Below are 23,540 nucleotides of genomic sequence, written 5' to 3'. Positions count from 1 at the left end.
CCTTCCATCGGTCGTCTCACTGCGCCAGCGAGACGATGCTGATCAGCCCCGGGAACAGGGCGAAGAGAACGGTGACCGGGAGCACCAGGAACACGACCGGCACCATCATCGCGATCTCCTTGCGGCCGCCGGCCTCAAGCAGCCGGCGCTTGCCCGCCTCGCGCACGTCGGCGGCCTGCGCGCGGAGCACCTCGGCCAGCGGCGTCCCGCGCTCGATCGCGACGAGCAGGCCGTCGATGAACCGGGCCAGCGGGTCGAGCGACGTCCGGTCGGCCACCTCCTGCAGGGCGTCGACCAGTGGCACGCCGGCCCGCGCGCGCCCGAGAGCCGCACCGAGCTCACGCGCCAGCTCGCCGCCGGAGAGGCGGGTGACGCGGGCGATGGCCGCGGCCGGGCTCTCCCCCGCCGTCACCGCCAGGGCGAGCAGCTCCGCGACGACCGGGAACTCCGCGAGCAACAGGTCCTCGCGCCGCTGGACCTGCTGGGTCAGCCACCAGTCCCGCCCGAGCACGCCGCCCATCGCGCCGGCGAGGCACAGCAGCGCAGCGGACAGCACGTTGAGGCTGCCGGCCGCCACCGAGCCGAGCGTCGCCAGCAGAGCGGCGCCGAGCAGGCCGAGCCCGCCCCAGACCACCTGCTCGACGCGGAAGTCCTCGACCGTCGTGTCGGTCGCGAGCGCGTCGAGGCGGCGGCGGACGGCAGCGCGTCCGCCGAGGAACCTGTCGATCACCCGGGCGCCGTCGCCGACCACGGGCCCGAAGACCCGGCGGACGGCGGTGAGCAGCCCGGCCTCGGTGGCCGTGCCGAGCAGCCGCGACGGCGGAGGCGTGTCGTGGACGTAGGGCGCGAGGCGGTCGACCAGTCGCACCGAGCGGAAGGGCGGTGCGTAGGTGACGGCGAGCACGAGACCGACCGACGCGACCAGCCCGAGCAACATGCCCAGAAGCCCGCTGCTCACTGCAGCACCCGCACGTCCTGCGGCAGGCGCCCGATCCGCAGCATCAGCCGGTACGCCGCGAGGCAGACGACGGCGCCACCGAGCAGGATCGCCGTCCCGAAGGCCGAGTCGTAGGCGGCCAGCGTCGTCGACTGGGTCGCCAGCAGCAGGAGGACGACCCACGGCGCCGCCACCGCGAGACGCGCGGCCTGGACCACCCAGCCCTGCCGGGTCTCCAGCTCGGCCCGCGCGCGGGCGTCCTCGCGGAGGAAGGTGCCCAGCGTCCGCAGCACCCGCCCGAGGTCGGTGCCGCCGACCTCACGGGCCACCCGGAGCGTCTCGACGATGCGGTCGCCGACCGGGTCGGCGAGGTCGTCCTTGAGCCGGTCCAGGCAGGCGGCGAACCGGCCGCTGGAGCGGTACTCGGTGGCGAACCGGGCGAACGGGGCCCGCAGCACCTCGGGGCCGCGGACGGCGAGCGCGGCCAGCGCCTCGGGCAGGGACAGCCCCGCGCGCACCGCCGACGCCAGGTTGTCGACGACCTCGGGCCACACCTCCCGCAGGTCGGCCCGGCGCCGCAGCGCCAGCCGCTTGACCTGCAGCAGTGGCAGGGCGAACCCGAAGACGGCGAACACCAGGCTGACGGTGACCGTGGCGGTGGTGAGGAGGACGACGACCAGGACGAGGAGTCCGAGACCGACCTGCAGCGCCAGCAGCTGTGCGGCGTTGATGCCGGTCAACCCCGCCTCGGCGAGCAGCTGCTGGCGGCGACCCGGAGTGCGCGAGCCGGCGCCTGGCTGCGGCGCCCGCGGCCCGCTGCGCCAGATCAGCAGCAGCCCGACACCGAGGAGCAGCCCGAGGAGCGCGCCGGTCATGCCCGTCGCCCGGCGTCGCCGAGCAGCGCGGCGAGGTCGAAGCCGAGGGCGGCGAACCGCTCGGGGTGCGGCGGGTAGCCGTCGGCGCGCACCAGGCGGCCGTCACGGCTGGTGAAGACGTCGGCGGTCTCCACGACGCCGCCCTCGGCCCGGCCGGGCAGCGCGACGATCTCCCGCACCCGCCGGCGACCGTCGGGGTCGGTTCCGACGTGGACCACGAGGTCGACGCTCGAGGCGACCGTGGGGACGACGAACGCCGTCCCGATGTTCTCCCCGGCCAGCAGCGGGAGCGTGCACATCTTCACCACGGCCTCGCGGGCGCTGTTGGCGTGCAGGGTGCACATGCCCGGCAGCCCGGAGTTGAGCGCGATGAGGAGGTCGAGGCACTCCTCCTGCCGGACCTCGCCGACGACGATCCGGGAGGGCCGCATGCGCAGCGCCTCCTTGACCAGTCGGCGCAGCGGGATCTCGCCGGCGCCCTCCAAGTTGGGCTGGCGGGTCTGCATCGACACGACGTCCGGGAGCGGGACGCGCAACTCGAAGACCTCTTCGCAGGTGATGACCCGCTCGCGCGCGGGGATCGCGGCGCACAGGCAGTTCAGCAGCGTGGTCTTGCCGGCCTGCGTGCCCCCGGAGACGAGCACGTTGAGCCCGGAGGCGACTGCGGCCTCGAGGAACCGGGCGGCCTGCGCGGTCAGCGTGCCGAGTGCGACCAACTCGTCGAGGTGGTGGGCCTGGAGCACGAACTTGCGGATGTTGACCGCCATGTGGCGGCGCGTGATGTCGGGGATGACGACGTGCAGGCGCGACCCGTCGGGCATCATCGCGTCGACGAACGGCTGGCTCATGTCGATCCGCCGTCCCGAGGTGCGCAGCATCCGCTCGACCAGGTCGGCGAGCTCGCCCGGTGCCAGGATCGTCGTCGTCAGCTCGCTGCGACCCCGGCGGGCCACGAACACCCGTCCGGGCTCGTTGACCCAGATCTCCTCGATCTCCGGGTCGTCGAGGTAACGCTGGAGTGGCCCGAAGCCGGCCACCCGGTCGAGCACGTCGCGCACGACGGACTCGGCGTCACCGATCGGCGGCAGCGCCGAGGTCATCGACCGCTCGGAGTAGTCGGCGACGACGTCGCGGACGAGCAGGCGCACCGGTCCGGGGTCGGTGAACGGATCCAGCCCCCGACGGCGGATCAGCTCACGGACCTCGCCGTCCACGACGTCGAGCGCGCTCGGCACCTGCACCCCTGTCGATCGAACGGCCCCCCACCGATTGCGGACTGTAAGGAACCGGAACCGTCCGCGGGGCACGCGTCCGTCGATCTGTGGACAACTGCGACCGATCGGGTGACCGCGAGCGACACGCACGGGGGGTCGCCGGCATCGCCCGGCCCGACCGTGCCCGCAGTGCCCGCCCCCATGTGGTCCTGCGGATGCTTGTGCTCTGCCCTCGTGGGTGGGCAGAGCACAAGGATCCGCGGAAGGTCGATCGTCCGACGGCGACGAGGTACGCGGGCTACGGCTCGGTCCCGCGCCCGAACTCGAAGCGGAGCGGAGGCCCGGGCGGCAGGACGAACACGACCCCGTCGTCGTAGGTCCACCCGCTCGACAGCAGGACGTACCCCTGGTCGGTGTGCTCCAGCAGGCGCAGGCCCGTGTACTCGAACCGGTACGGCCCCGAGGGCAGCTCGGTCTCCTCCACGCCCGGACCGTCGAGGTTGAGCGGGTCGGGGCTGAACACCGCGACCGGCGTCATCGTCTCGGTGGTCGCCGCGATCCGGTCGGCGATGCGGTTGCCGAGCACCTCGGCGTAGTTGGAGGTCGCCCAGAACAGGGCCAGCACCACGATCACGACGGCGAACAGCCGCTCGGTCGAGCGGGCGCGCCGGGAGAGGTTGCGCGAACCCTGCCTGGCCCGCAGGTCGAAGGCGTACGGGACCAGTAGCGCGCCGAGGCCGATGCTGAGGGGGAAGGCCACGTAGGCGAACGCGGGGAACCACAGCCCCAGGAGGACCACCAGGGCCGGCAGGACGAGCCACCCGAGCCCCACCGCGACGACGGCGGCTCTCACCCGGGGGCCGCCGCGAGCTCCCAGCCGGCGGCGGATCAGCGCGTCCAGCGGTATGGCCACCAGGCCGCCGACACCGATGATCAGCAGCAGTTGCAGCACCGGCCCGACGCTGCGCAGCAGGTAGTCCTGCGTGCCGAGGTCGAGGATGCTCTCGTCGAACCCCATGCGGACGGCCTGGGTCTCGGTCCGGCGCCAGCCGAAGTAGACGAGCAGGCCGGTGAGCACGGCGACGTTGGCCAGCAGCGCGAACAGCTGCTGGACCACCGTGGCGACGTCGAGGGTCGCCCGGTCACCGGTGTCGCCGGCCTTCTCGGTCATGGCGCCTGATCGGGGGCGGGAGTCGACTCGGGCTCCGACGTCCCGGCGGGTGGTTCCGTCGTGTCGGCCGGCTCACCGGGCAGGGACGGCGACGTGTCCGGTGACGACGTCTCCTCGGGGGCCGGTTCGGGTGGCTCCTCGGTGTCGGCGCTGCCCGGGCTGTCCGGGGACTCCGCCTCCACCACGGCGGTGCGGGGGTCGTCGCGGGGCTGCGGGTCGGGCCAGCCCGGCCAGTACACGAGCCCGCCGCCCGGACAGGAGATGGCGTCCTGCGGCTCCTGCTCGCGGTAGCTGAGATAGGCCCGGTAGATGTTGCACAGGTTGCGCCCGAACGTCGCCAGGCCCGCCCAGCCGTACCGGCTCTCGCCCCGGTCGAACTGTGCCGCCGCGGTCGCCACGTCGCCGGCGCACATGGACGTGCCCACCTGGAACATGAGCACCTCCTCGGGACTCTGGAAGCCCCACGGCCACGCGTAGTCCAGGTGCGCCTGCGCCTGCGCGCAGTTGCCGCTGGTGAGGTGCCAATACATGACGCCGTTCTCGTCGGCGTGCGAGGTGTCGCCCTCGGGCAGGCTGTAGCTGTACGTCACCGGCCGGTCCGGGCCCGCGCTCGCCGAGCTGTCAGGGCGTTCGGAGGACTCCCGCGCCGACGAACCGCTGGACCGCGAGTCCGGGCCCTCCAACGCCCCACTGCCGCACGCGGCGATCAGGAACATCCCACCGATCGCCACGGCGACCGGCCGGATGGTGGCGGGCCGGGCCGACCGCCCACCGCCCCTCGCGCCGCGGATCATCACGATGTCTCCCCCTGAGCACACCCCCGCCCTCCGAGCATTCGGTTCCGGCCCGTCGCCGGCTCAGAGTCCTAGGTCCCCGCGGTCGCTCCCGGTGGGCCCGTTCCGGGTGCGCCGATCGAGGGCGGTGTCAGGTGAAGACCCAGCGGACGACGACGCGCTCGGCCGCCCGCCGCCGCGCTCGATCCAGGGCCTCGGCGAACCCGGCGGCGTACCAGAGCGGCGCGTTGAGCTCCAGCCCGGTGGGCGGAACCGCGGATCGGTCGTCGCAGAGGAGCCGCGCGAACTCGGCCGGGGTGCGGCCGAGGCACCGCCTGCCGTCCGGGCCCGTGGAGTCCGACGGTTCGAAGGCCGCTGCGAAGGCACCGTCGGCACGGCCCAGCTCTCGCGCCTCCTCCAGCAGCTGCCGGTAGCTCGGCGCGCTGGGACCTGCCATGACGCCCACCTCCCTCGGACGGTGGCCCGGCACGGCACCGGACCCCCGACACCGGACAGAGGTTCCGACGCGGCCGTCGGAGACACCGGAGTCACCGGCCGCCACGAGTCCTCGCGCGCCGACATGGCCTGGTCGCCGAACGGCCGCCTGCTCGCGGACCGGCCCCTCGGCCGTTCGGACGTGGAGCAGAGGCCGTCCGCCCCTCCCGACGAGCGCGGTTTCCGGATCACCCTCGTCTCGTCACGACAGGACACGTCCGACGTCCGAATCGCCTCTCACCGACACCTGCGGCGCCACCACCCGGGAAGTGCACGATGGCCGACGAGGAATACGACCAGATCCTGCGGCGTAGTTTCTCGGCCGCCCTGGCCACCGGCCCGTTGGCGCTGTCTCCGGTACCGAACTCCGACATGGTCGCGATGGCGGGGATCTGGAGCGGGATGATGGTTGCCATCTCCCGCAAGAACGGCCACGAACTGAACCCGGACGTGGCCAGGAAGGTGGCGCTGTCGGTCACCACCGGTGTCGCGGCGTACTGGACCGGCTCGAAGATGTTCACCTGGGTCCTCGCCAAGGTCCCCGGCATCGGCACAGTCACCGGGACCGGGATCAACGGCATCCTGAACGGCAGCTACACCCTGTGGCTGGGCCTGGCGTTCATCGACCTGTTCGAGAAGAAGGACGTCGACCTGACCGACGTCACGTTCGTCACCCGGTTCGTCAGCGAGGCCATGAAGCCACGGGTCGGCGGGGAGAAGGTCGCTCGTGTCCGCGCCTTCTTCAAGCGGTGGGCGACCAGCCGGCGGGCCACGCCCCCGCCGAAGAAGGCACGTCCCGCCCCGCCGGCGAAGCGTCGGCCTGCCACTGCGGCCCACAGCGCACCGCCCCTGAGCACCGCACGTCCCGCGGGCAGAAATCCGACCGGAAGCCGGCCGCAGGACAGGGCTGACAGGAAATCCCCCCGCCCGCGCACCCCTGGACGCCTCCGCGGCGATGACAGGGATGAGATGGCCGCGTCCCAGGGCGTCCCAGGCCTCCCCCCGTGGGTGTGGGCCGCCGGACGGGCGCGGTCATCTCCCCGCGCCGAAACCCGTCGATCCCGGTGCCGGTCGGGCGTAGCGTCGGCGCATCGAGCCGGCCCGGCCCTCTGGGAGTCCGCCATGGGCGACAAGTCACCGCACGACGCGCACCACTCCGCCAAGTCAGCGAAGTCGATCAAGGAGAAGCGCGCCGAGCGCAAGGCCAAGGAACAGATGACCGAGTCGCAGATGGCGCGGCTGACCGCCGAGCGGAAGCACACGTCGCACTCGCGCTGAGTCCGACGGCGGCGATCAGAGCCCGATGGTGTTGTCGGGCCCCCAACGAGCCTCGCCCTTGTCACGCCCGCAGCGGCGGCAGACGAGGTACCGGCCGCCGTCCTCCGTACTGCGCGACCCCCAGGCGTGCACGCGGAGGACGCGGCAGCGCCAGTAGAAGGTCGTCCTGGTCATGCTCATCGCGTCCTCCTCGGCGCGAGTGGGGGAGGCGCCCAGCGCGGCGCGCAGGGCGAACGTCTGGGACAGCACGCCGGCCGTGTAGCGGAGCTGCGCCGCCGTGGAGAGCCCGTGCAGCTCGGCGAGGAACTCGGCCCGATAGCGCAGCCGGTCATGCCAGTCCGGCAGCACCCGGACGGCCAGATCCACGCCCGCCCGTGCCAGAAGGAGCGAGCTGCGAGGCGGATCGCCGGTCACGTCAGCTGGATCCCGGCCACGGCGGTGTGGTCATCGGGCCGAATCCGACCGGCCCGCGGTCGACCCCGCACCGGCCGCAGGCCTCGTACAGTCCGCCGTCCTCGGTGCTGCGCACCACCCAGACGTGCGACCGCAGCACTCGGCATCGCCACGGCGGGGACCGGTGTGTCAGGGCAGCCCGCAGGGCGAGCACGCGCGAGAGCACACCCACCGTGAACACCAGCTGCCCGATGGCACCGAGCTGGTGCAGCTCGGCGGAGAACTCGGCGCGGTAGCGGGCCCGTGCCGACGACGACGGCAGCAGCCGCGTCGCGACGTCGATGCCCGCGCGCGCGAACCGCAGCGGTGCCCGCCCGGTGCTCATGCCTCCCCCACCTGCGGGCGGAGGCGGACGGCTGCGGGCCGGTGTGCACGGGCGAGCGCGGCGCGGGCTGCGTGGACGCCGTCGGCGGTCAGCAGGTAGTACCGCCGGGCGGGGCGCCCCTCGGCGCTCGAGTCGATGTCCTCCCAGCGCGACGAGAGCCAGCCGTAGCCCTCGAGCCGGGCGAGGATCGGGTGGACCGTGCCGGACCGCAGGCCGGCCGCGTCGCCGATCTCCAGCCCGTAGAGCTCGCGCTGCGGATCGGCCAGCAGGGCCTCGAGCACGAGCTGCGTGGGGATCGTCATCTTCGGCTCAGCCACGGTCGTACTCTACCTAGCCCCTAGGTAGAGTACAAGTGACCTTCGTCCCGCGCGTCAGCCGCCCCGCGGCGGGGTAGGCGGCACCCGTGGCCCTTCCCCGCATCCTCGTCCTCGTCCTCGCCGGTGGAGCGGGCGGCCGCCTCGAGCTGCTGACCGACCAGCGTGCCAAGCCCGCCGTCCCGTTCGCCGGCGTGTACCGGCTGATCGACTTCCCGCTGAGCAACTGCCAGCACTCGCAGATCGCCGACGTCTGGGTCTCGGTGCAGTTCCACCCGACGTCGCTGTCCGACCACCTGGCCAACGGCCGGCCGTGGGACCTCGACCGCACCTTCGGCGGCCTGCTGACGCTGCCGCCGTTCCAGGGCACCGACCGCGGCGGGTGGCACACCGGGACGGCGGACTCGCTGTGGCGCAACGCCGAACTGGTCCGGCAGTACGCGCCCGACGCGCTGGTCGTCGTCAGCTCCGACGCCGTCTACAAGCTCGACTACCGGGAGGTCGTCGAGTCCCACCTCGACTCCTCCGCCGAGGTGACGATGGTGACCACCGAGGTCGACGCCGACGACGCCTCCCGGTACGGCATCGTGCAGGTCGGCGACGGCGGGAAGATCACCGACTACGCCTACAAGCCCGACGAGCCCGCGACGACGACCGCCACCAACGAGGTGTTCGTCTTCACCCCGACCCCGACCCTCGACCGGCTGGAGGCGCTCGCCGACGCCGCCGGCGAGGACGGCCTCGAGGACCTCGGGAACCAATTGCTGCCCGACCAGACGCGCGACGGCCTGGCCCGCGCCCACCGGCTCGAGAGCTACTGGCGCGACGTCGGCACGGTGCCGGCGTACTGGCAGGCGCACCGCGACTTCCTGGCGGCCGAACCACCGATCGACCTCGACGACCCGGCCTGGCCGCTGCACACCCGCGGCGGCCGGCACAGCGCGGCCCGCATCCTGCGAGGTGCGGAGGTCGACGAGAGCCTCGTCTCCGGCGGCACCCGGGTGGGCGGGACCGTGCGCGGCTCGGTGCTCTCCCCCGGCGTGGTCGTCGAGCCGGGCGCCGTCGTCGTCGACTCCGTCCTGCTGCCCGGTGCGCGCGTGCGTGCCGGCGCCACCGTGACCCGATCGGTCCTCGACGACGGCGTGGACATCGGCGAGCGTGCCGCTGTGGGCGGCGACGACGAGGTCACCCTGATCGGGCGGCGCGCCCGGATCGACGCCGGTGCGCAGGTGCCTGCCGGCGCCCGTGTGCCGGACCCCGAGGACTGATCAGCCGGGCACCACGTCGAGCACGGCCCGCACCACGTCGTCGCCGTCGAGGAGGACCGGGTCGTTGTGGTCGGCCCCGGCCACCTCGACCACCCGGACGAGCTCCGCCGCGGCGTCGGCGACCGCCCGGCTCTGCTCCGGCGGCACGATCGAGTCGGCGCTGCCGTAGACCACGATCGTCGGCACCTCGACCCGGGCGACCTGCTCGGCCACCGGGAACCGGTCCCGCAGCAGCAACCGCACCGGGACGACGGGATAGTGCTCCCCGGCGACCGCGGCGAGGTCCACGAACGGTGAGCGGAGCACCAGCCCGGCCGGCGGGTGCTCGGTGGCCAGTTCGGTGACGACGGCGGCGCCGAGGCTCTCCCCCACGTAGACCAGCCGGTCATCGGCGACCCCGGCCTCCTCGACCAGGAACGAGCGGGCCGCGCGCACGTCCCGGGCCAGCCCCTCCTCGCTCGGGTCGCCCGGGTTTCCCCCGTAGCCGCGGTAGTCGAAGAGCAGCACCGACAGCCCGGCGTCGTGCAGGGCGCGGGCCAGGGGCTCGCGCAACCCGCGGTGGCCGCCGTTGCCGTTGGCGACCAGCACCGCCGGGCCGTCCGGGTCCGGCCCGGCGAACCACCAGGCGCCCAGGTCGAGACCGTCCGTGGTCCGGAGCGTGATCTCCTCGGCCGTGGCCGGCGCCGGGCCGGGCTCGCCCGCGGGCAGGTAGATCAGGGACCGCTGCAAGCCCCACAGCAGGCCGGTCACCAGGGCGAGCAGCGCCACGACGACGCCCACCGTCACCAGCACGCCCCGCACCATGCGCCGATCATCCCGGGGCGGGATCCGTCGCCCGCCGATACGGTCCGACTGTGACGCAGCCCGAGGCCGCAGCGAGCGAGACCGCCGGCCGCATCGCGGCCGAATACGCGACCGAGGGGCCCGCGGTCGAGCTGGGCTCGGTGGTGCACGGTGGCGCGCCCCATCCGGGGGCGTCGGTGCGGATGCCGCTGGCCATGCTCAACCGGCACGGGCTCATCGCCGGCGCGACCGGCACCGGCAAGACCAAGACGCTCCAGCTGATCGCCGAGCAGCTGTCGGCGGCCGGGGTGCCGGTCGTCCTCGCCGACATCAAGGGCGACCTCAGCGGCCTGCTTGCGCCGGGCGCCGCGAACGACCGGATCACCGCCCGTGCCGAGCAGACCGGCGACGCGTGGGCCGGCACCGGCTACCCGGTCGAGTACCTGTCGCTGGGCGGCATCGGACCCGGGGTGCCCGTCCGGGCGACGATGACCGACTTCGGGCCGGTCCTGCTGTCGAAGGTGCTCGACCTCAACCCGACGCAGGAGAGCTCGCTCGGGCTGATCTTCCACTACGCCGACACCACCGGGCTGCCGCTGCTCGACCTCAAGGACCTCCGGTCGGTCGTCGGCTGGCTGATCAGCGACGAGGGCAAGCCCGAGCTGAAGAACCTGGGCGGGCTGTCGTCGGCGACCGCCGGCGTGATCCTGCGCGAGCTGATCGGGCTGGAGCAGCTCGGCGGCGACGTGTTCTTCGGCGAGCCCGAGTGGGAGCCCGCCGACATCATGCGGACCGCCCCCGACGGCCGGGGCGTCATCAGCGCCGTCGAGCTGGCCGCGGTGCAGGACCGCCCGGCCCTGTTCTCCACGTTCCTGATGTGGCTGCTGGCCGAGCTGTTCGAGGAGCTGCCCGAGGTGGGCGACCTGGACAAGCCGAAGCTGGTCTTCTTCTTCGACGAGGCACACCTGCTCTTCTCGAACGCGAGCAAGGCGTTCCTCGAGTCGGTGACCCAGACCGTGCGGCTGATCCGCTCGAAGGGCGTCGGCATCTTCTTCGTCACCCAGAACCCGACCGACGTCCCGAGTCCGGTGCTCGGCCAGCTGGGCAACCGGGTGCAGCACGCCCTGCGCACGTTCACCCCCGAGGACGCGAAAGCGCTCCGCAAGACCGTCTCCACGTTCCCCGAATCCGACGACTACGACCTGGAGGAGATGCTCACGTCGCTGGGCACCGGCGAGGCCGCGGTCACCGTGCTCACCGAGCGCGGCGCACCCACGCCGGTCGCCTGGACGATGCTGCGGGCACCGCGCTCGCTCATGTCGCCGGTCGACCCGGCGGTGATGCAGGCCGCGGTCGCCGCCTCGCCGCTGCAGCCGAAGTACGGGCAGCCGGTCGACCGCGAGTCGGCCTACGAGCGGCTGGCCGCGCGGCTCGCCCCGAAGGCACCGGCGCCGGAGCCGGCGCCCGAACCGGAGCTGCCCAACCCCTGGCCGGAGATCCCGGAGCCCGAGGACGCTCCGCGCCGTCGGTCCCGACGGCAGGACCAGCCGCCCGAGGACGACGTCGTCTCGACGGTTCTCGGCTCCGCGGCGTTCCGCTCCTTCGCCCGGTCGGCCGCCTCCGCGCTGGGCCGCGAGCTCACCCGCGGCCTGTTCGGCAACCGGCGCCGCCGCTGAGATCACTGCCACGATGCGCCGGTGACCACTGCGCTCGCTCCCCTCCCCGGCCAGCCGGAGCCGCTGCTGCCGGGGTCGGTGGACCGCTACCTCGTGACCGACGTGCCGCTGTGCGGGCCCGCGACCACGGCCGCGGAACTCCGGGGCATGCTCGCCGGCCGCCGGTACGCGTCGGCCGCCGACGTCGCCGTGTGCACCGCCGACGGCCCCGCCGGGCACCGGCTCCTCGGTCTCATCCCGCTCGAAGACGTCCTCGCCGCCGACGCCGGGGCCCTCGCCCAGGACCTGATGGACCCGGACCCGCCCGTCGTCGCCCCCGGCCTGGACCAGGAGAAGGCGGCCTGGAAGGCCACCCACCACGGTGAGTCGAGCCTCGCCGTCGTCGACTCCGCCGGCGTCTTCCTCGGGCTGGTGCCACCCGCCCGCCTGCTCGCCGTGCTGCTGACCGAGCACGACGAGGACCTGGCGCGCCTCGGCGGCTTCCTCACGTCGTCGGAGTCCGCGCGGCACGCGATGGACGAGCCGATCGCCGCGCGCCTGTGGCACCGCCTGCCCTGGCTCGTGCTGGGCCTCCTCGGCTCCGCGGGCGCGGCCGTGCTGGTCCGCGGCTTCGAGGCCGAACTCGCGGCCGAGGTGCGGCTGGCCTTCTTCATCCCCGGCATCGTCTACATGGCCGATGCGGTGGGCACCCAGACCGAGGCGCTGGTCATCCGCGGGCTGTCCGTGGGGGTGCCGATCCGGTCGGTGTTCCGGCTGGAATCGGTCACCGGCCTGGTGGTCGGGCTGTTCCTGGCAGCGCTCGCCCTGCCCGCGGTCTGGCTGGTCCTCGGGTCCGCCGCACTCGCGCTCACGGTGAGCCTGGCCCTCGCGGCGGCCTGCACGGTGGCCACCGTGGTCGCGATGTCGCTGCCCTGGGTCATGTCGAGGTTCAAGCGGGACCCGGCGTTCGGCAGCGGCCCGCTCGCCACCGTCGTCCAGGACCTGCTGTCCCTGGTCATCTACTTCCTCATCGCCGCGGTCGTGCTGGGGTGAGCTCACTCAGCAGCCCGGACGCAGGAGCCCGCTCTCGTAGGCGAAGATCACCGCCTGCACCCGGTCGCGCAGCCGCAGCTTCGTCAGCACGTTGCTCACGTGCGTCTTCGACGTCGCATCGCTCACGAACAGCTCCCGGGCGATCTCGGCGTTGGACAGGCCCCGGGCCAGCAACCGCAGCACCTCGATCTCGCGAGGACTGAGCGACGCCAGCCGCGCCTCGCCCGCCGGGTCGGTCCTGGGCACGGCGGCGCCGAACGCCTCGATGACCCGGCGGGTGACCCCGGGCGCCAGGATCGCGTCACCGGCCGCGAGCGTGCGCACCGCGGCGATGAGCTCCTCGGCGGTCGCGTCCTTGAGCAGGAACCCGCTCGCCCCCGCCCGCAGCGCCTCGAACACGTACTCGTCGAGATCGAACGTGGTGAGCACCAGCACCCGGGCCGGCGACCCCGCCGCCACCAGCTGCCGGGTCGCCTCCAGGCCGTCGAGCACCGGCATGCGGATGTCCATCAGGACCACGTCCGGGGCGTGCTGTCGGACCGCGCGCAGCGCCTGCTCGCCGTCGAACGCCTCCCCCACCACGACGACGTCGTCCTCGCCCTCCAGCAGCGAGCGAAGCCCGGCGCGCACCATCGGCTGGTCGTCGGCGATCACCACCGTGGTGCTCACGTGTGCGCGCCTTCGCGGACGGGCAGCCGAGCCCGCACGGCGAAGCCACCCCCGGCCATCGGACCGGCCTGGATGGAGCCCCCGTAGAGCGCCACGCGTTCGCGCATGCCCACCAGGCCGAAGCCGCCGCCGTCCGCACTCTCCGGCGCGACCGCCCCGGTGTCCTCGACGACGACGTCGAGGTCCTCGCGCCCGAACGACATGCGCACGGTGACGCCGCCGCCGGGGGCGTGCTTGCGCACGTTGGTCAGGGCCTCCTGCACGATCCGGTAGGCAGCCAGGTCGAGTCCGGGCGGCAGGGGGACGGGCTCGCCCTCGACCACCGCGGTGATGTCGACCCCCGCGGCGCGGTTCTCGTCGAGCAGCCGCTCGAGCTGGTCCAGGCCCGGCTGCGGGGCCAGTGCCGGCCGCTCGCCGTCGGCCCGGAGCACGCCGAACAGTCGCCGCATCTCGGCCATCGCCTGGCGAGCGGTCGCCTCGACGGCGCGCAGGTCGTCGGCCTCGCGTGCGTGGTCCGGGCCCAGCCGGCGGCGCACCGCCTGGGTCTGGACGGTGATGACGCTGATCGAGTGAGCCACGACGTCGTGCAGCTCCCGCGCGATGCGCGCGCGTTCCTCGCTGACCGCCCGCGCCGCCTCTTCCTCCCGCTCCCGCTCGGCCCGCTCGGCGCGCTCGGCGAGCGCGATGGTGCGCTGACCGCGCTCGCGCAGCGTCTGGCCGATCACCCAGCTGCCGCCGTAGAGAACGGTGACCGCGACGAAGTCGCTGACCCCGCCGCCGGTGATCGCAAAGCCGACCCAGAACGGGACGACCGACAGCACCAGCCCCAGCCAGGCACGCGGCGGATCGATCTCGGCACCGGCGGTGAACGTGACGATGACCAGCGCGGCGAAGACCGAGAACTGACCGTCGGAGTCGAGCACCATCATCCCGACCACGACGAACGCGAGGACGCTCAGCGGGAAGCGGCGACGCCAGGCCAGCGCCCCCATCACGACGACGGTCAGGGTCTGGTGCAGCCACAGCGGTCGGTTGGTCTCCACCAGGCTGCCCTCGAGCAGCCCGGCCACGACAAGCACGCCGGCGAGCACGGCGTCGACGAGCCGTGGGTGGCTGCTGAGGTACCGCACCATGGTCGCGGGACCGTAGCGCGGGAGCGCCGCGCCACGGTCCCCCCGCCCCGTCATGTCACGCGGTCGGCGCAACGGCCCAGGCCTCGCGGTCGACCCGCGCCAGCGCCACGGACAGGACGACGAAGCCCGCCGTCAGCACGAGGCCGGCGCCCACCGTGGGGCCGAGCACGAAGAAGCCGACGACGATGCCGGCGGTCGCGGCAACCGCACCCCACCAGGCCAGCAGACCGGCTCGCCAGGCCGCGAACGCCGCCACCGGGAGGGCCAGCACCAGCCCGAGCGCCCCGCTGGACGCCAGGACGGCCAGCGCCCACATGCCCTCCATGCGGTCCTCCACCTGCAGCGCGCCGTCGACGCCGAACAGCGCGCCGATGGAGGAGTCGTAGAAGTCGGCGAGCACGAACCCCGGCATCGTGGTGAGTCCGAGCAGCGCGAGGGCGCCCGCCGTGTTGGCGATCCAACTGCCGCGGCGGCGCACCAGGCCGGCGAGCAGCAGCGCTGCCAGACCCCAGAACAGATACGCGACGTGGTACGCGAGCGCCTTCACCTGCAGGGAGTCCGGGTCGTTGGCATACGCCTCGTAGAGAGCGGCGCCGTCCCCCGTGTACGGGTCCGCTGCGGCACCCAGGACCGCCAGGGCCCCGGCCAGCGCCGGGGCCACGACCAGCAACCACCGACGGGCGGCCAGGGCCGAGGTCCCGGTCGGCTCGGTGCGGGTCGGTGTGGACGGGACGGCGTCGATCTGCGCCACGCTTCCTCCTCGGTCGGTTCGAGGAGGCAACGGTCGCGCCGGGAGACCCCCGCGCACATCGGCCGAGCCGCCGATCCTCCGCTCGCCCGCGCGACGGAGACGGCATCCGACCGAAACGGGCGTAGCGTCGCCTCACGGAGCTGCACGGGCTCCCGACCAGGGAGCGCACACCATGGGTGACAAGTCCCCGCGACAATCGATGACCAAGAAGGCCAGCGGCAAGTCGATCAAGGAGAAGCGGATCGAGCGCAAGGCCAAGACGGACACGACCAGCCAGATGGAGAACCTGACCCACACCAAGAAGCACTGACCGCGCCGGCCGGCGCGGTCGTCACCCGGCCGCGCCGGCCCGCCGGACCGTGAGGTGCACCGGGCTGGACAGGGACTGGGCCACGACGCAGTAGCGCTCGGTCAGCTGCCCCAGCTTGGCCAGCGTGGCGTCGTCGGCGTCGGTGTCGAGATCGGCGACGACGTCGATGTCGCCGAGTCCCACCCGCGCCTCGCGGGAGATCCCGAGGGTGCCCCGGGCGTCCATCTCGGTGCTCGCCCGCAATCGACCCCCGCGCACCTCGACCCCCATCGCCGTCGCGACGCTGCGCATCGTCACGCCCGCGCAGGCCAGCAACGCCTGCAACAGCATGTCGCCGGAGCACGCGTCGCTGCCGTCGCCCCCGGTGTAGGGGTGGAACCCGGCGCGCGCCGGGCCGGCCCACGTCTGCACCGTGCAGGTGATCCCGGCGTCGGAGAACGCGGCCTCGGCATGCAGGTGCGCGCGGGCCGTGTCGGGGTCGTCGCGGTACTTCTGCTTCAGCGGGGCCTGCAGCTCCCGCAGCGCGGCGGCGTCCATCCGGTCATCGTCAGCGCTCGGCCGATCACGCGCCACTGCGGCTACCCACCGGCCGGCGGCCGCCCGCTGACGGTGAGCACGATCGTCGCGCCGTCGCCGAGGATCGCCTGGCCGCTCGCCGGCAGCGGGACCCGGCCGCGCCACACCCCGGGCACGTCGGCCGCGTCGTCGGCGAGCGGCGGCGCGTCGCCGGGCTGCCAGTCCCGGATCGCGCCGGGCAGCTGCGAGTTCCAGGTGGCCCAGGCCTGCGCCGGAGCCGCGCCCTCGGGCGGCCGGAAGTCGACCACGAGCGTGTCGTCGAAGTCCGCGGTCTGCTCCAGGTGGTCGAAGAACCCGAAGATCCCGCCCTTCTCCCGGATCGAGAGCAGGCGCAGCCGCAGGGCGTGCCGGACGGTGGGCGCCATCTCCCCCGTCCGCACGTCGTGGGGGCGTTCCGCGGTCGCGAGGAACGTGGTCAGCAACGGCACCGGAGTATCGACGGTGTCCTCCGGCGCCCGCCACTCGATCTGCACCGGGCAGTGGTGCGCCGTCGTCTGCTCGTGCATGACGATCGGCAGCCCGCGGATCGACAGCTGGGTCTCCAGCTGCCACACGATGTCGTCGTCCTCCTCGCCGCGCACCCGCCGGTCGTGCAGCTCGACGCGCACCTCGAGATCGCCGAACAGGAAGCGGCGCAGGTTCTGGTAGCCCTCCTCGGAGTTGACCAGCCCGTAGCGCCCGCTGTGGCTGCGGTGCACGAAGGCGCGGTGCGCGTCGGGCACGTAGGCGTTGTCGATCTGCACCAGGCCGTCACTGCGCGCCCCCACGACCTTCGACGAGAGCCCGAGCGCGACGTCGTAGTCCTCGGGGTTCGTGCCGACCAGGCAGAACACCCGCTGCACCGGGAACCCGTCGGCGGGCATCCGCGCCGGGTTCCAGTCGCGGGGTCGTTCCCCGCGGACGGCGGGGTCCTCGCGGGGGGTCAGGTAGTCGTACATGCGGTCGGGCCCGAAGATCTCGGCGCCGTTGATGTTGATCAGGTCGCGGGCCTTCTCGAGCAGGCCGAAGCCGATGCCGAACTCGATCCCGCCGTGCGGGGTGCCGTAGGTGAACAGGCGCTCGACGTGGTCGACGGCGGCATCGAGCCGCAGCGGCCCGTTCGCGGGCCGGGTCAGCTCGGGGATGAACCGCTGGATCATCGAGCGGCAGATCAGCCCACCCATCGAGTGCGCGACGAGGTCGACCCGCGGGGCGCCGGTCTTCCGCCGGACCTTCTGCACGAACTCGAAGAGGTCCTGCGCGGCCTTCTCCAGGACGTAGGCCTGCGGCTCCTGGCCGAAGGTGGAGGCCGCCTGGTCGTAGAAGCGGTGCACCCAGATGCTGTTGCTCGGCACCTCGCCGTCCGGCGTGCGGTCGAGGTAGGCCTCCTGGCTCCCGTGCACGAGGAGCCGGTAGTGCTGCTCGGTGATCAGCCGGAGCATCGGGCTCTCGAACTGGTAGAAGCGCGGGGTGCTGTCCTTGCCCACGCGGACGTGCACGGCCCCCTCGTTGAAGCCGTAGAACGGGTCGTCGACCGCCTTGTCGATCCCGGAGCCGCCGCCGGCGAACCCGCGCACGTAGATGATCGGCAGCTCCATGACGCCCGTCCCCCTGAGACCGATGGGCGCCATCCCCCCAGTCGCGGAGGGACGGTGTCAAGGGCTACCCGCGCAGCACCGCGTCGATCAGGTGCGGGCCCGGCTCGGCCAGCGCCGCCCGCAGCTGGTCGGCGAGCTCCTCGGCCGTCGTCGCCCGCGTCGCTGGCACGCCCATGCCGGTGGCGAGCGCGACGAAGTCGAGCGAGGGCCCGCCGAGGTCGAGCAGCTTCGCGGCCCGCTCTCCGTCGCCGGCAGCGCCGACCCGCGACAGCTCGTGCTCGAGGATCGCGTACGAGCCGTTGTCGCAGATGATCGTGGTGATGTCGCACTGCTCGCGGGCGTAGCTCCACAGCGCCGAGATCGTGTACATCGCGCTGCCGTCGGCCTGGATGCCGATCACCGGCCGGTCGGGGCAGGCGATCGCGGCACCGAGCGCCATCGGCAGCCCGTCGCCGATCGCGCCACCGGTCAGCGACAGCCAGTCGTGCCGCGGCGCACCGGAGGTCAGCTCGTGCAGGCCGACGCCGGAGGTGAGCGCCTCGTCGACGACGATCGCCCCCTCCGGCAGCAGCGCGCCGATCACCGCGTTCATGGTGCGCGCGGTCAGCGGCCCGCTCGGCAGCTCCGGCCGCTCCCGCTCCAGCACCGCCGGCACCGCCTCGGGCCCGGAGACGGCGGCCAGCGCCCGGAGGGCGAACACGCTGCTCTCGTCCGGCGTGGACAGCACGTGCACGGTGCAGTCCTCCGGCACCGGATGCCCGGGCACGCCGGGGTAGCCGAAGAAGTGCACCGGGGCCTGCGCGCCGACCAGGACGAGGTGCTTCGTGCCGGCCAGCGAGGCGATCGCCAGCTCCGGCGGGTAGGGCAGCCGCGCGACGTCGGGCAGCCCGGCCCCGCGCGTGGTCCGCGCCGGGAAGGTCTCGGTCATGAGCCGCACGCCGGTGGCCGCGGCGATCTTCGCCGCCATGAGCAGACCGTCCTCGGACACGGCGTCCCCGCCGAGGAACAGGACGGCCGGCTCGCCGGAGGTCAGGACGGCGGCGATCTCCTCGACCTCGCCCATGCCGACCCGCGGCGGGCGGCGCACCGGTCGGGGCGCCGCGACCGCCGCGCCGTCCTCCCAGGAGACGTCCGCGGGCAGGATGAGCGTGGCCGTCGAGCGGGTCGAGGCGGCGGCCGCCACCGCATCGGCGGCGTCGGCGGCGACGTCGGCCGGGGTGAGCGAGCGCCGCACCCAGCCCGACACGGTGCCGGCGAGGGCGTCGATGTCGGACTCCAGCGGAGCGTCGAGCCGCTTGTGCGAGCGGGAGTGGTCGCCGACGACGTTCACCAGCGGCGTCCGCCCGCGCCGCGCGTTGTGCAGGTTGGCCAGCCCGTTGGCCAGCCCCGGCCCGAGGTGCAGCAGCGTCGCCGCCGGGCGGCCGGCCATCCGTGCGTAGCCGTCGGCCGCGCCGGTGGCGACGCCCTCGAACAGGGTGAGCACCGCCCGCATCTCGGGGACGTCGTCGAGCGCCGCGACGAAGTGCATCTCGGAGGTGCCGGGGTTGGCGAAGCAGACGTCCACGCCGGCGTCGACGAGGGTCCGGATGAGGGCCTGGGCGCCGTTCATGATCGGGACCCTCGCACGGGCGGCCACGGGCGGCGACCCCAGCGCGCCCTCCCCGCTTTCGGTACCGAAAGCGGGGGTGATGGCATCGTGCTGCCACTCAAGCTTGACTGTGCTGTCTTTTTGACGTCATAGTGACGCCATGGATCTCTCCCCCTACGTCGACCAGCTGCGCCGCGAGCTCGTGGCGGCCGCGGAGGTCGGCGGCGACGAGGCACGCACGATGGCCGACCGGCTCACCGGGCCGCTCGAGGCGTCGCTCCGGCTCGCACTGCTCAGCGCCCTGTCGACGGCGGCCGAGGAGATCACCAGCCAGCTGGCCCCCGGCGCGGTCGACGTCCGGCTGCGGGGCGGCGACATCGGCTTCGTGGTCACCCTCCCGTCGCCGTCCGACCAGGAGCCCGTCGGAGGGCCCGCCGACGAGCCGCCGGCCGCCCCGGCCCCGGACGCCGACGAGGGCGCCACGTCGCGGATCACGCTGCGCCTCCCCGAGCAGTTGAAGACGCGGGTGGAGGACGCGGCGGGGCGCGAGGGGTTCTCGGTCAACACCTGGCTGGTCCGCGCCGTCACCCGCGCCGTGGAGTCGCCGACGCCCGGAGCGTCCTCGGAACGACGCCGCAACCGGTGGTCCGGCCAGCAGTACTCCGGCTGGGTCCGATGACCCCGCCGTCCGCCCGTCCCCTCACCCGGAGGTCCGCTGCCATGCCGACGTTCGACACCCCGGCCCCCGTCCACGCCCGCGTCGACGTCGCGGGCGGCTCGGTGCGGGTGATCGCCTCCGACCGCACCGACACCGTCGTGGACGTGCGCCCCAGCAACCCGCGCAGCTCCGCCGACGTGCAGGCCGCCGAGCAGACCCGGGTCGAGCACGTCGCAGGCAAGCTGTTGATCAGCTCCCCCCGACGGCCGCGGCTGCACTTCTTCGGCGGCATGCCGAGCGTCGAGATCGACGTGTCGCTGCCCACGGGCTCCCGGATCGAGGTCGCCTCCACTGCCGGTGACGTCGACTGCGAGGGCCGGCTCGGCGGCGTCCGGGTCGACACGAAGTACGGCGACATCCGGGTCGAGCACGCCTCCGCCCTGCACGCCCGGACGACGGCCGGTGACATCACCGTGGCCACCGTGGACGGCGAGGCCGACGCCGGCACCTCCTACGGGCAGGTCCGCGTCCGGGAGGCGGCCGGAGACCTGCGGCTGGACTCCGCGTGCGGCGACATCGCGGTGGACCGCGCGATGGGGTCGGTCGCCGCATCCACCAAGTACGGCGAGGTGCGCATCGGCTCGGCCGTCCGCGGCTCCCTCGTGCTCGAGACCGCCTACGGCTCGGTCGAGGCCGGGGTCTGTGAGGGCACGGCCGCCTGGCTCGACGTGGCCGCCGGCAGCGGCCGCGTCCGCAACCTGCTCGCGCCGACCGCGGGCCCCGACGACGCCGAGGAGACGGTCGAGATCCGGGCGCGCACCGCCTACGGCGACGTCGTCATCCGCCGCGCCTGACCACCGACCGCCGACCGCCGAGAGGAACGAACGATGTCATCCAGGACACCCGCCATCGAGGTCGACGGCCTGCGCAAGGCGTTCGGCAGCAACGTCGTCCTCGACGGCCTCGACCTGACCGTCGCCGAGGGCACCGTCTTCGCCCTCCTGGGCCCGAACGGCTCGGGGAAGACGACGATCGTCGACATCCTGTCCACGCTCTCCCCCGCCGACGCCGGCACCGTCCGCGTGGGCGGGGCAGACGTCGCCACCGAGCCAGGCGCCGTGCGCGCCGCGATCGCCGTGACCGGCCAGTCCACCGCGGTCGACAACCTGCTGACCGGCGCCGAGAACCTGCGGCTCATGGCCGACCTGTACCACCTGGGACGGCGCGAGGGCGAGCGCCGGGCGGCCGACCTGCTCGAGCGCTTCGACCTCGTCGAGGCGGCGGCGACCTCACCGGCCACCTACTCCGGCGGGATGCGTCGCAAGCTCGACCTCGCCATGGGCCTGATGGGCGACCCGCGCATCGTCTTCCTCGACGAGCCGACCACCGGGCTCGACCCGCGCAGCCGCCGGGCGGTGTGGGACGTCATCCGGGGCCTGGTGGCCGACGGCGTCACCGTCCTGCTCACCACCCAGTACCTGGAGGAGGCCGACCAGCTGGCCGACCGGATCGGCGTCCTGGACGGCGGCCGGCTGGTCGCCGAGGGCAGCGCCGAGGAGCTCAAGCGGCTGGTCCCCGGAGGCCACCTCCGGCTCCAGTTCGACGACGACGACGCGCTCGACCGGGCCGCCCGCGCGCTCGGCGTGGACATCGGCGACCCCGCGGCGCTGGCGCTGGAGATCCCCGGCGACGGCAGCGTGCGGGCCCTCCGGACCCTGCTCGCCCGGCTCGACGACGCCGCCGTCGAGGTCGCCGTGCTGACGGTGCACACCCCCGACCTGGACGACGTCTTCCTGGCCCTCACCGGCCGCCCGACTCCCGACGAGAAGGTGCCCACGCCATGACCACGCTCGCCTCCACCATCGGCGACTCCCGGACGATGCTGCGGCGCAATCTCAAGCACGCCGTCCGCTACCCCGTCCTGACCCTCATGGTCGCGGGCATCCCGATCGTGCTGCTGCTGCTGTTCGTCTACGTCTTCGGCGGCACGCTCGGGGCCGGCCTGGGTGGGGTGTCGGGCGGGCGCGCCGAGTACGCCGACTTCCTGACCCCCGGCATGCTCGTGCTCGCGATCGCCTCCGCGGCGCAGGGCACCGCGATCACGGTCGCCATGGACATGAACGAGGGCATCATCGCCCGCTTCCGGACGATGTCGATCGCCCGGGCCTCGGTGCTCACCGGGCACGTGGTCGGCGCGGTGGTCCAGACGATGATCGGCCTGGCCTTCGTGGTCGCCGTGGCGCTGCTGATCGGTTTCCGGCCCGACGCCGGCGCCCTCGAGTGGCTCGCGGTGGCCGGCGTCCTGGTGCTGGTCAGCTTCGCCCTGTCCTGGCTGTCGGTGGCCATGGGACTGGCGGCCAAGAGCGTCGAGGGCGCGAGCAACCTGCCCATGCCGCTGGTCCTGCTGCCGTTCCTCGGCAGCGGCTTCGTCCCGACCGAGTCGATGCCCGCTGGGCTGCGCTGGTTCGCCGAGTACCAGCCGTTCACGCCGATGATCGACACCCTGCGCGGCCTGCTCACCGGCAGCGCGATCGGCAGCAGCGCCGTCCAGGCCGTGGCCTGGTGCGCCGCCATCGCCCTGGCCGGCTACCTCTGGGCGCGCTCCAGCTACGACCGCCGTCCCGCCCGCTGACCTCAGGACGACGCGATGTCAGCGCCTCCCGGCGAGGTCAGGCGATCTCCACCACGACCTTGCCGCAGGCTCGCCCCTCCCCCAGGTAGGCCAGCGCTGCGGGGACGTCGTCCAGACCGAATGTCCGGTCGATGTGCACATCGATCTCACCTGCGGCGCAGCGGGCGGCCATCGCCTCGAAGTGGGCCGGCCCCTGCTGCACGACGAGCACACCGAGGCTGCGGCCGGTGACCAGCCCGGCCACGGTGCCGACGGTCAGCACCCGCAGCAGCGACCGCACCGTGCCGCCGACGCACCGGTACCTGCCGCCCCGGGCCAGCGCCCGGCGATAGGCGAACACCGAGCGGTACGCGACCAGGTCGAGGATCAGGTCGTAGGGGCCGCGGCGGGTGAAGTCGGCGGTGCGGTAGTCGATCACCTCGTCCGCCCCGAGCGAGCGCATGAAGTCGAGCTTGCCGGCGTTGTCGACACCGGTCACGTGCGCGCCGAGTCGCTTGGCGAGCTGGATGGCGAAGGTGCCCGACCCGCCGCCGGCACCGTTGATCAGCACCCGCTGACCGGCCGACACCGCCCGGGTGCCCTTCTCCGCGATCGCACCGGCCTGCGGGACGGTCGACGCCTGTGCGAAGGTCAGCTCCGCCGGCTTGCGCGCCAGCGCCGTCTGCGGCGCCACCGCGTACTCGGCGAACCCGCCCAGCAGGCCCAGGTTGTCGCCGTACACCTCGTCGCCGGGCGCGAACCGGGTGACGCCCTCGCCGACGGCGTCCACCCAGCCGGCGACGTCCGACCCGAGCGTGCGACGGCGCGGAGCCCGCAGCCCGCCGAGGCGGGCGTAACCCGGGGAGCCGGTCAGGGCCTCCCAGTCGCTGAGGTTGAGCGAGGTCGCGGCGACCTTCAGCCGCACCTGCCCCGCCGCGGGCTCCGGCACCGGGACGTCCTCGACGCGCAGCACGTCGGGCGCGCCGTACCGGTCGTACACGACGGCCCTCACGGGGGCTCCCCGGCCATGGTCGGAACCTAGCGGCCGAGGGCCCCGGTCCGGGCCGCCGTCA

26 protein-coding genes are annotated in these 23,540 nt (G+C 73.7%); 9 read left to right on the top strand and 17 right to left on the bottom strand.

The features are described from left to right. Window positions 1-16: 16 nt before the first annotated feature. From ABD644_RS14835 to ABD644_RS14810, 6 genes are all read right to left on the bottom strand, one after another. Window positions 17-958 (bottom strand): type II secretion system F family protein, encoded by a 942-nt coding sequence (locus ABD644_RS14835; protein ID WP_344689714.1) that lies wholly within the window; start codon window positions 956-958, stop codon window positions 17-19. Then, on the bottom strand, window positions 955-1,812 hold the full coding sequence (locus ABD644_RS14830) for a type II secretion system F family protein (protein WP_344689713.1): 858 nt from the start codon (window positions 1,810-1,812) through the stop codon (window positions 955-957). Before ABD644_RS14830 ends, ABD644_RS14835 begins: the two co-directional genes overlap by 4 nt. Beyond that, the gene (locus tag ABD644_RS14825; protein ID WP_344689712.1) at window positions 1,809-3,053 is read right to left on the bottom strand and encodes a TadA family conjugal transfer-associated ATPase; all 1,245 of its coding nucleotides are present in this window, start codon (window positions 3,051-3,053) and stop codon (window positions 1,809-1,811) included. The genes ABD644_RS14830 and ABD644_RS14825 overlap by 4 nt, the downstream gene beginning before the upstream one ends. Window positions 3,054-3,324: 271 nt before the next feature. After that, window positions 3,325-4,197: a hypothetical protein gene (locus ABD644_RS14820; protein WP_344689711.1), complete on the bottom strand. Its 873-nt coding sequence runs from the start codon at window positions 4,195-4,197 to the stop codon at window positions 3,325-3,327. Then, on the bottom strand, window positions 4,194-4,787 hold the full coding sequence (locus ABD644_RS14815) for a hypothetical protein (RefSeq protein ID WP_344689710.1): 594 nt from the start codon (window positions 4,785-4,787) through the stop codon (window positions 4,194-4,196). The genes ABD644_RS14820 and ABD644_RS14815 overlap by 4 nt, the downstream gene beginning before the upstream one ends. Before the next feature lie 334 nt (window positions 4,788-5,121). Then, window positions 5,122-5,427: a hypothetical protein gene (locus tag ABD644_RS14810; protein ID WP_344689709.1), complete on the bottom strand. Its 306-nt coding sequence runs from the start codon at window positions 5,425-5,427 to the stop codon at window positions 5,122-5,124. 314 nt (window positions 5,428-5,741) lie between these two features. Between ABD644_RS14810 and ABD644_RS14805 the strand changes: the two genes are divergently transcribed. Beyond that, window positions 5,742-6,743, top strand: a complete 1,002-nt coding sequence (locus ABD644_RS14805) for a DUF697 domain-containing protein (RefSeq protein ID WP_344689708.1) — start codon at window positions 5,742-5,744, stop codon at window positions 6,741-6,743. A 15-nt stretch (window positions 6,744-6,758) separates the two neighbouring features. Here the strand turns inward: ABD644_RS14805 and ABD644_RS14800 are convergent, their stop codons facing one another. From ABD644_RS14800 to ABD644_RS14790, 3 genes are read right to left on the bottom strand one after another with little or no spacing between them, the layout of a single operon-like run. Beyond that, window positions 6,759-7,109: a hypothetical protein gene (locus ABD644_RS14800; protein WP_344689707.1), complete on the bottom strand. Its 351-nt coding sequence runs from the start codon at window positions 7,107-7,109 to the stop codon at window positions 6,759-6,761. 49 nt (window positions 7,110-7,158) lie between these two features. Beyond that, window positions 7,159-7,521, bottom strand: coding sequence for a hypothetical protein (locus ABD644_RS14795; protein ID WP_344689706.1), 363 nt, complete (start codon window positions 7,519-7,521; stop codon window positions 7,159-7,161). Next, complete coding sequence (locus tag ABD644_RS14790) at window positions 7,518-7,838, bottom strand: PadR family transcriptional regulator (protein ID WP_344689704.1); 321 nt, start codon at window positions 7,836-7,838, stop codon at window positions 7,518-7,520. Before ABD644_RS14790 ends, ABD644_RS14795 begins: the two co-directional genes overlap by 4 nt. Window positions 7,839-7,924: 86 nt before the next feature. Between ABD644_RS14790 and ABD644_RS14785 the strand changes: the two genes are divergently transcribed. Beyond that, entirely contained in the window at window positions 7,925-9,103 is a 1,179-nt protein-coding gene (locus tag ABD644_RS14785) for a glucose-1-phosphate adenylyltransferase family protein (RefSeq protein WP_344689703.1), read from the top strand. Here ABD644_RS14785 and ABD644_RS14780 read toward each other — a convergent pair whose 3' ends face one another. Next, complete coding sequence (locus ABD644_RS14780) at window positions 9,104-9,907, bottom strand: alpha/beta hydrolase (protein WP_344689702.1); 804 nt, start codon at window positions 9,905-9,907, stop codon at window positions 9,104-9,106. Between the two features lie 50 nt (window positions 9,908-9,957). Here ABD644_RS14780 and ABD644_RS14775 point away from each other — a divergent pair, with 50 nt between their 5' ends. Both ABD644_RS14775 and ABD644_RS14770 read left to right on the top strand, forming a co-directional pair. After that, a complete protein-coding gene (locus ABD644_RS14775) occupies window positions 9,958-11,562 on the top strand; it encodes a helicase HerA-like domain-containing protein (protein WP_344689701.1) in 1,605 nt (534 codons plus the stop codon). Between the two features lie 21 nt (window positions 11,563-11,583). Further along, on the top strand, window positions 11,584-12,594 hold the full coding sequence (locus ABD644_RS14770; RefSeq protein ID WP_344689700.1) for a magnesium transporter: 1,011 nt from the start codon (window positions 11,584-11,586) through the stop codon (window positions 12,592-12,594). Window positions 12,595-12,600: 6 nt separating this feature from the next. Here the strand turns inward: ABD644_RS14770 and ABD644_RS14765 are convergent, their stop codons facing one another. The 3 genes from ABD644_RS14765 to ABD644_RS14755 are packed head-to-tail and all read right to left on the bottom strand — an operon-like array spanning window position 12,601 to window position 15,147. After that, entirely contained in the window at window positions 12,601-13,263 is a 663-nt protein-coding gene (locus tag ABD644_RS14765; RefSeq protein WP_344689698.1) for a response regulator, read from the bottom strand. Then, complete coding sequence (locus ABD644_RS14760) at window positions 13,260-14,396, bottom strand: sensor histidine kinase (RefSeq protein ID WP_344689697.1); 1,137 nt, start codon at window positions 14,394-14,396, stop codon at window positions 13,260-13,262. Before ABD644_RS14760 ends, ABD644_RS14765 begins: the two co-directional genes overlap by 4 nt. 55 nt (window positions 14,397-14,451) lie before the next feature. Beyond that, complete coding sequence (locus ABD644_RS14755) at window positions 14,452-15,147, bottom strand: hypothetical protein (RefSeq protein WP_344689696.1); 696 nt, start codon at window positions 15,145-15,147, stop codon at window positions 14,452-14,454. Between the two features lie 172 nt (window positions 15,148-15,319). Here ABD644_RS14755 and ABD644_RS14750 point away from each other — a divergent pair, with 172 nt between their 5' ends. Continuing rightward, window positions 15,320-15,457: a hypothetical protein gene (locus ABD644_RS14750; RefSeq protein ID WP_344689695.1), complete on the top strand. Its 138-nt coding sequence runs from the start codon at window positions 15,320-15,322 to the stop codon at window positions 15,455-15,457. A gap of 21 nt (window positions 15,458-15,478) precedes the next feature. On the opposite strand, the gene ABD644_RS14745 is transcribed toward ABD644_RS14750, so the two are convergent. The 3 genes from ABD644_RS14745 to ABD644_RS14735 all read right to left on the bottom strand — a co-directional run bounded on the left by ABD644_RS14745 (window position 15,479) and on the right by ABD644_RS14735 (window position 19,219). Then, window positions 15,479-15,994, bottom strand: a complete 516-nt coding sequence (locus ABD644_RS14745; protein WP_344689694.1) for an OsmC family protein — start codon at window positions 15,992-15,994, stop codon at window positions 15,479-15,481. Window positions 15,995-16,035: 41 nt separating this feature from the next. Further along, the gene (locus ABD644_RS14740; protein ID WP_344689693.1) at window positions 16,036-17,610 is read right to left on the bottom strand and encodes an esterase/lipase family protein; all 1,575 of its coding nucleotides are present in this window, start codon (window positions 17,608-17,610) and stop codon (window positions 16,036-16,038) included. A 64-nt stretch (window positions 17,611-17,674) separates the two neighbouring features. Continuing rightward, complete coding sequence (locus tag ABD644_RS14735; RefSeq protein WP_344689692.1) at window positions 17,675-19,219, bottom strand: acetolactate synthase large subunit; 1,545 nt, start codon at window positions 19,217-19,219, stop codon at window positions 17,675-17,677. 139 nt (window positions 19,220-19,358) lie between these two features. Between ABD644_RS14735 and ABD644_RS14730 the strand changes: the two genes are divergently transcribed. From ABD644_RS14730 to ABD644_RS14715, 4 genes are read left to right on the top strand one after another with little or no spacing between them, the layout of a single operon-like run. Next, window positions 19,359-19,877: a hypothetical protein gene (locus ABD644_RS14730; protein WP_344689691.1), complete on the top strand. Its 519-nt coding sequence runs from the start codon at window positions 19,359-19,361 to the stop codon at window positions 19,875-19,877. 41 nt (window positions 19,878-19,918) lie between these two features. Further along, window positions 19,919-20,710, top strand: coding sequence for a DUF4097 family beta strand repeat-containing protein (locus ABD644_RS14725; protein WP_344689690.1), 792 nt, complete (start codon window positions 19,919-19,921; stop codon window positions 20,708-20,710). 33 nt (window positions 20,711-20,743) lie between these two features. Continuing rightward, on the top strand, window positions 20,744-21,700 hold the full coding sequence (locus tag ABD644_RS14720) for an ATP-binding cassette domain-containing protein (protein ID WP_344689689.1): 957 nt from the start codon (window positions 20,744-20,746) through the stop codon (window positions 21,698-21,700). Then, on the top strand, window positions 21,697-22,488 hold the full coding sequence (locus ABD644_RS14715; RefSeq protein WP_344689688.1) for an ABC transporter permease: 792 nt from the start codon (window positions 21,697-21,699) through the stop codon (window positions 22,486-22,488). Before ABD644_RS14720 ends, ABD644_RS14715 begins: the two co-directional genes overlap by 4 nt. A 37-nt stretch (window positions 22,489-22,525) precedes the next feature. Here the strand turns inward: ABD644_RS14715 and ABD644_RS14710 are convergent, their stop codons facing one another. After that, window positions 22,526-23,479 (bottom strand): NAD(P)-dependent alcohol dehydrogenase, encoded by a 954-nt coding sequence (locus tag ABD644_RS14710; RefSeq protein ID WP_344689687.1) that lies wholly within the window; start codon window positions 23,477-23,479, stop codon window positions 22,526-22,528. Between the last annotated feature and the right edge of the window lie 61 nt (window positions 23,480-23,540).

It is taken from the genome of Blastococcus jejuensis (assembly GCF_039534705.1).
Taxonomy (GTDB): domain Bacteria; phylum Actinomycetota; class Actinomycetes; order Mycobacteriales; family Geodermatophilaceae; genus Blastococcus_B; species Blastococcus_B jejuensis.
Note: the sequence above shows the minus strand (reverse complement) of the source record. Positions and strands in the feature narration are given on the sequence as shown.

Excerpts from the sequence above, each read along its gene's own strand:
- ABD644_RS14830 (WP_344689713.1), bottom strand. The coding sequence starts at position 1,812 with ATGACCGGCGCGCTCCTCGGGCTGCTCCTCGGTGTCGGGCTGCTGCTG.
- ABD644_RS14820 (WP_344689711.1), bottom strand. The coding sequence starts at position 4,197 with ATGACCGAGAAGGCCGGCGACACCGGTGACCGGGCGACCCTCGACGTC.
- ABD644_RS14810 (WP_344689709.1), bottom strand. The coding sequence starts at position 5,427 with ATGGCAGGTCCCAGCGCGCCGAGCTACCGGCAGCTGCTGGAGGAGGCG.
- ABD644_RS14805 (WP_344689708.1), top strand. The coding sequence starts at position 5,742 with ATGGCCGACGAGGAATACGACCAGATCCTGCGGCGTAGTTTCTCGGCC.
- ABD644_RS14795 (WP_344689706.1), bottom strand. The coding sequence starts at position 7,521 with ATGAGCACCGGGCGGGCACCGCTGCGGTTCGCGCGCGCGGGCATCGAC.
- ABD644_RS14780 (WP_344689702.1), bottom strand. The coding sequence starts at position 9,907 with ATGGTGCGGGGCGTGCTGGTGACGGTGGGCGTCGTCGTGGCGCTGCTC.
- ABD644_RS14760 (WP_344689697.1), bottom strand. The coding sequence starts at position 14,396 with ATGGTGCGGTACCTCAGCAGCCACCCACGGCTCGTCGACGCCGTGCTC.
- ABD644_RS14750 (WP_344689695.1), top strand. The coding sequence starts at position 15,320 with ATGGGTGACAAGTCCCCGCGACAATCGATGACCAAGAAGGCCAGCGGC.
- ABD644_RS14745 (WP_344689694.1), bottom strand. The coding sequence starts at position 15,994 with ATGGACGCCGCCGCGCTGCGGGAGCTGCAGGCCCCGCTGAAGCAGAAG.
- ABD644_RS14740 (WP_344689693.1), bottom strand. The coding sequence starts at position 17,610 with ATGGAGCTGCCGATCATCTACGTGCGCGGGTTCGCCGGCGGCGGCTCC.
- ABD644_RS14735 (WP_344689692.1), bottom strand. The coding sequence starts at position 19,219 with ATGAACGGCGCCCAGGCCCTCATCCGGACCCTCGTCGACGCCGGCGTG.
- ABD644_RS14730 (WP_344689691.1), top strand. The coding sequence starts at position 19,359 with ATGGATCTCTCCCCCTACGTCGACCAGCTGCGCCGCGAGCTCGTGGCG.
- ABD644_RS14725 (WP_344689690.1), top strand. The coding sequence starts at position 19,919 with ATGCCGACGTTCGACACCCCGGCCCCCGTCCACGCCCGCGTCGACGTC.
- ABD644_RS14720 (WP_344689689.1), top strand. The coding sequence starts at position 20,744 with ATGTCATCCAGGACACCCGCCATCGAGGTCGACGGCCTGCGCAAGGCG.
- ABD644_RS14715 (WP_344689688.1), top strand. The coding sequence starts at position 21,697 with ATGACCACGCTCGCCTCCACCATCGGCGACTCCCGGACGATGCTGCGG.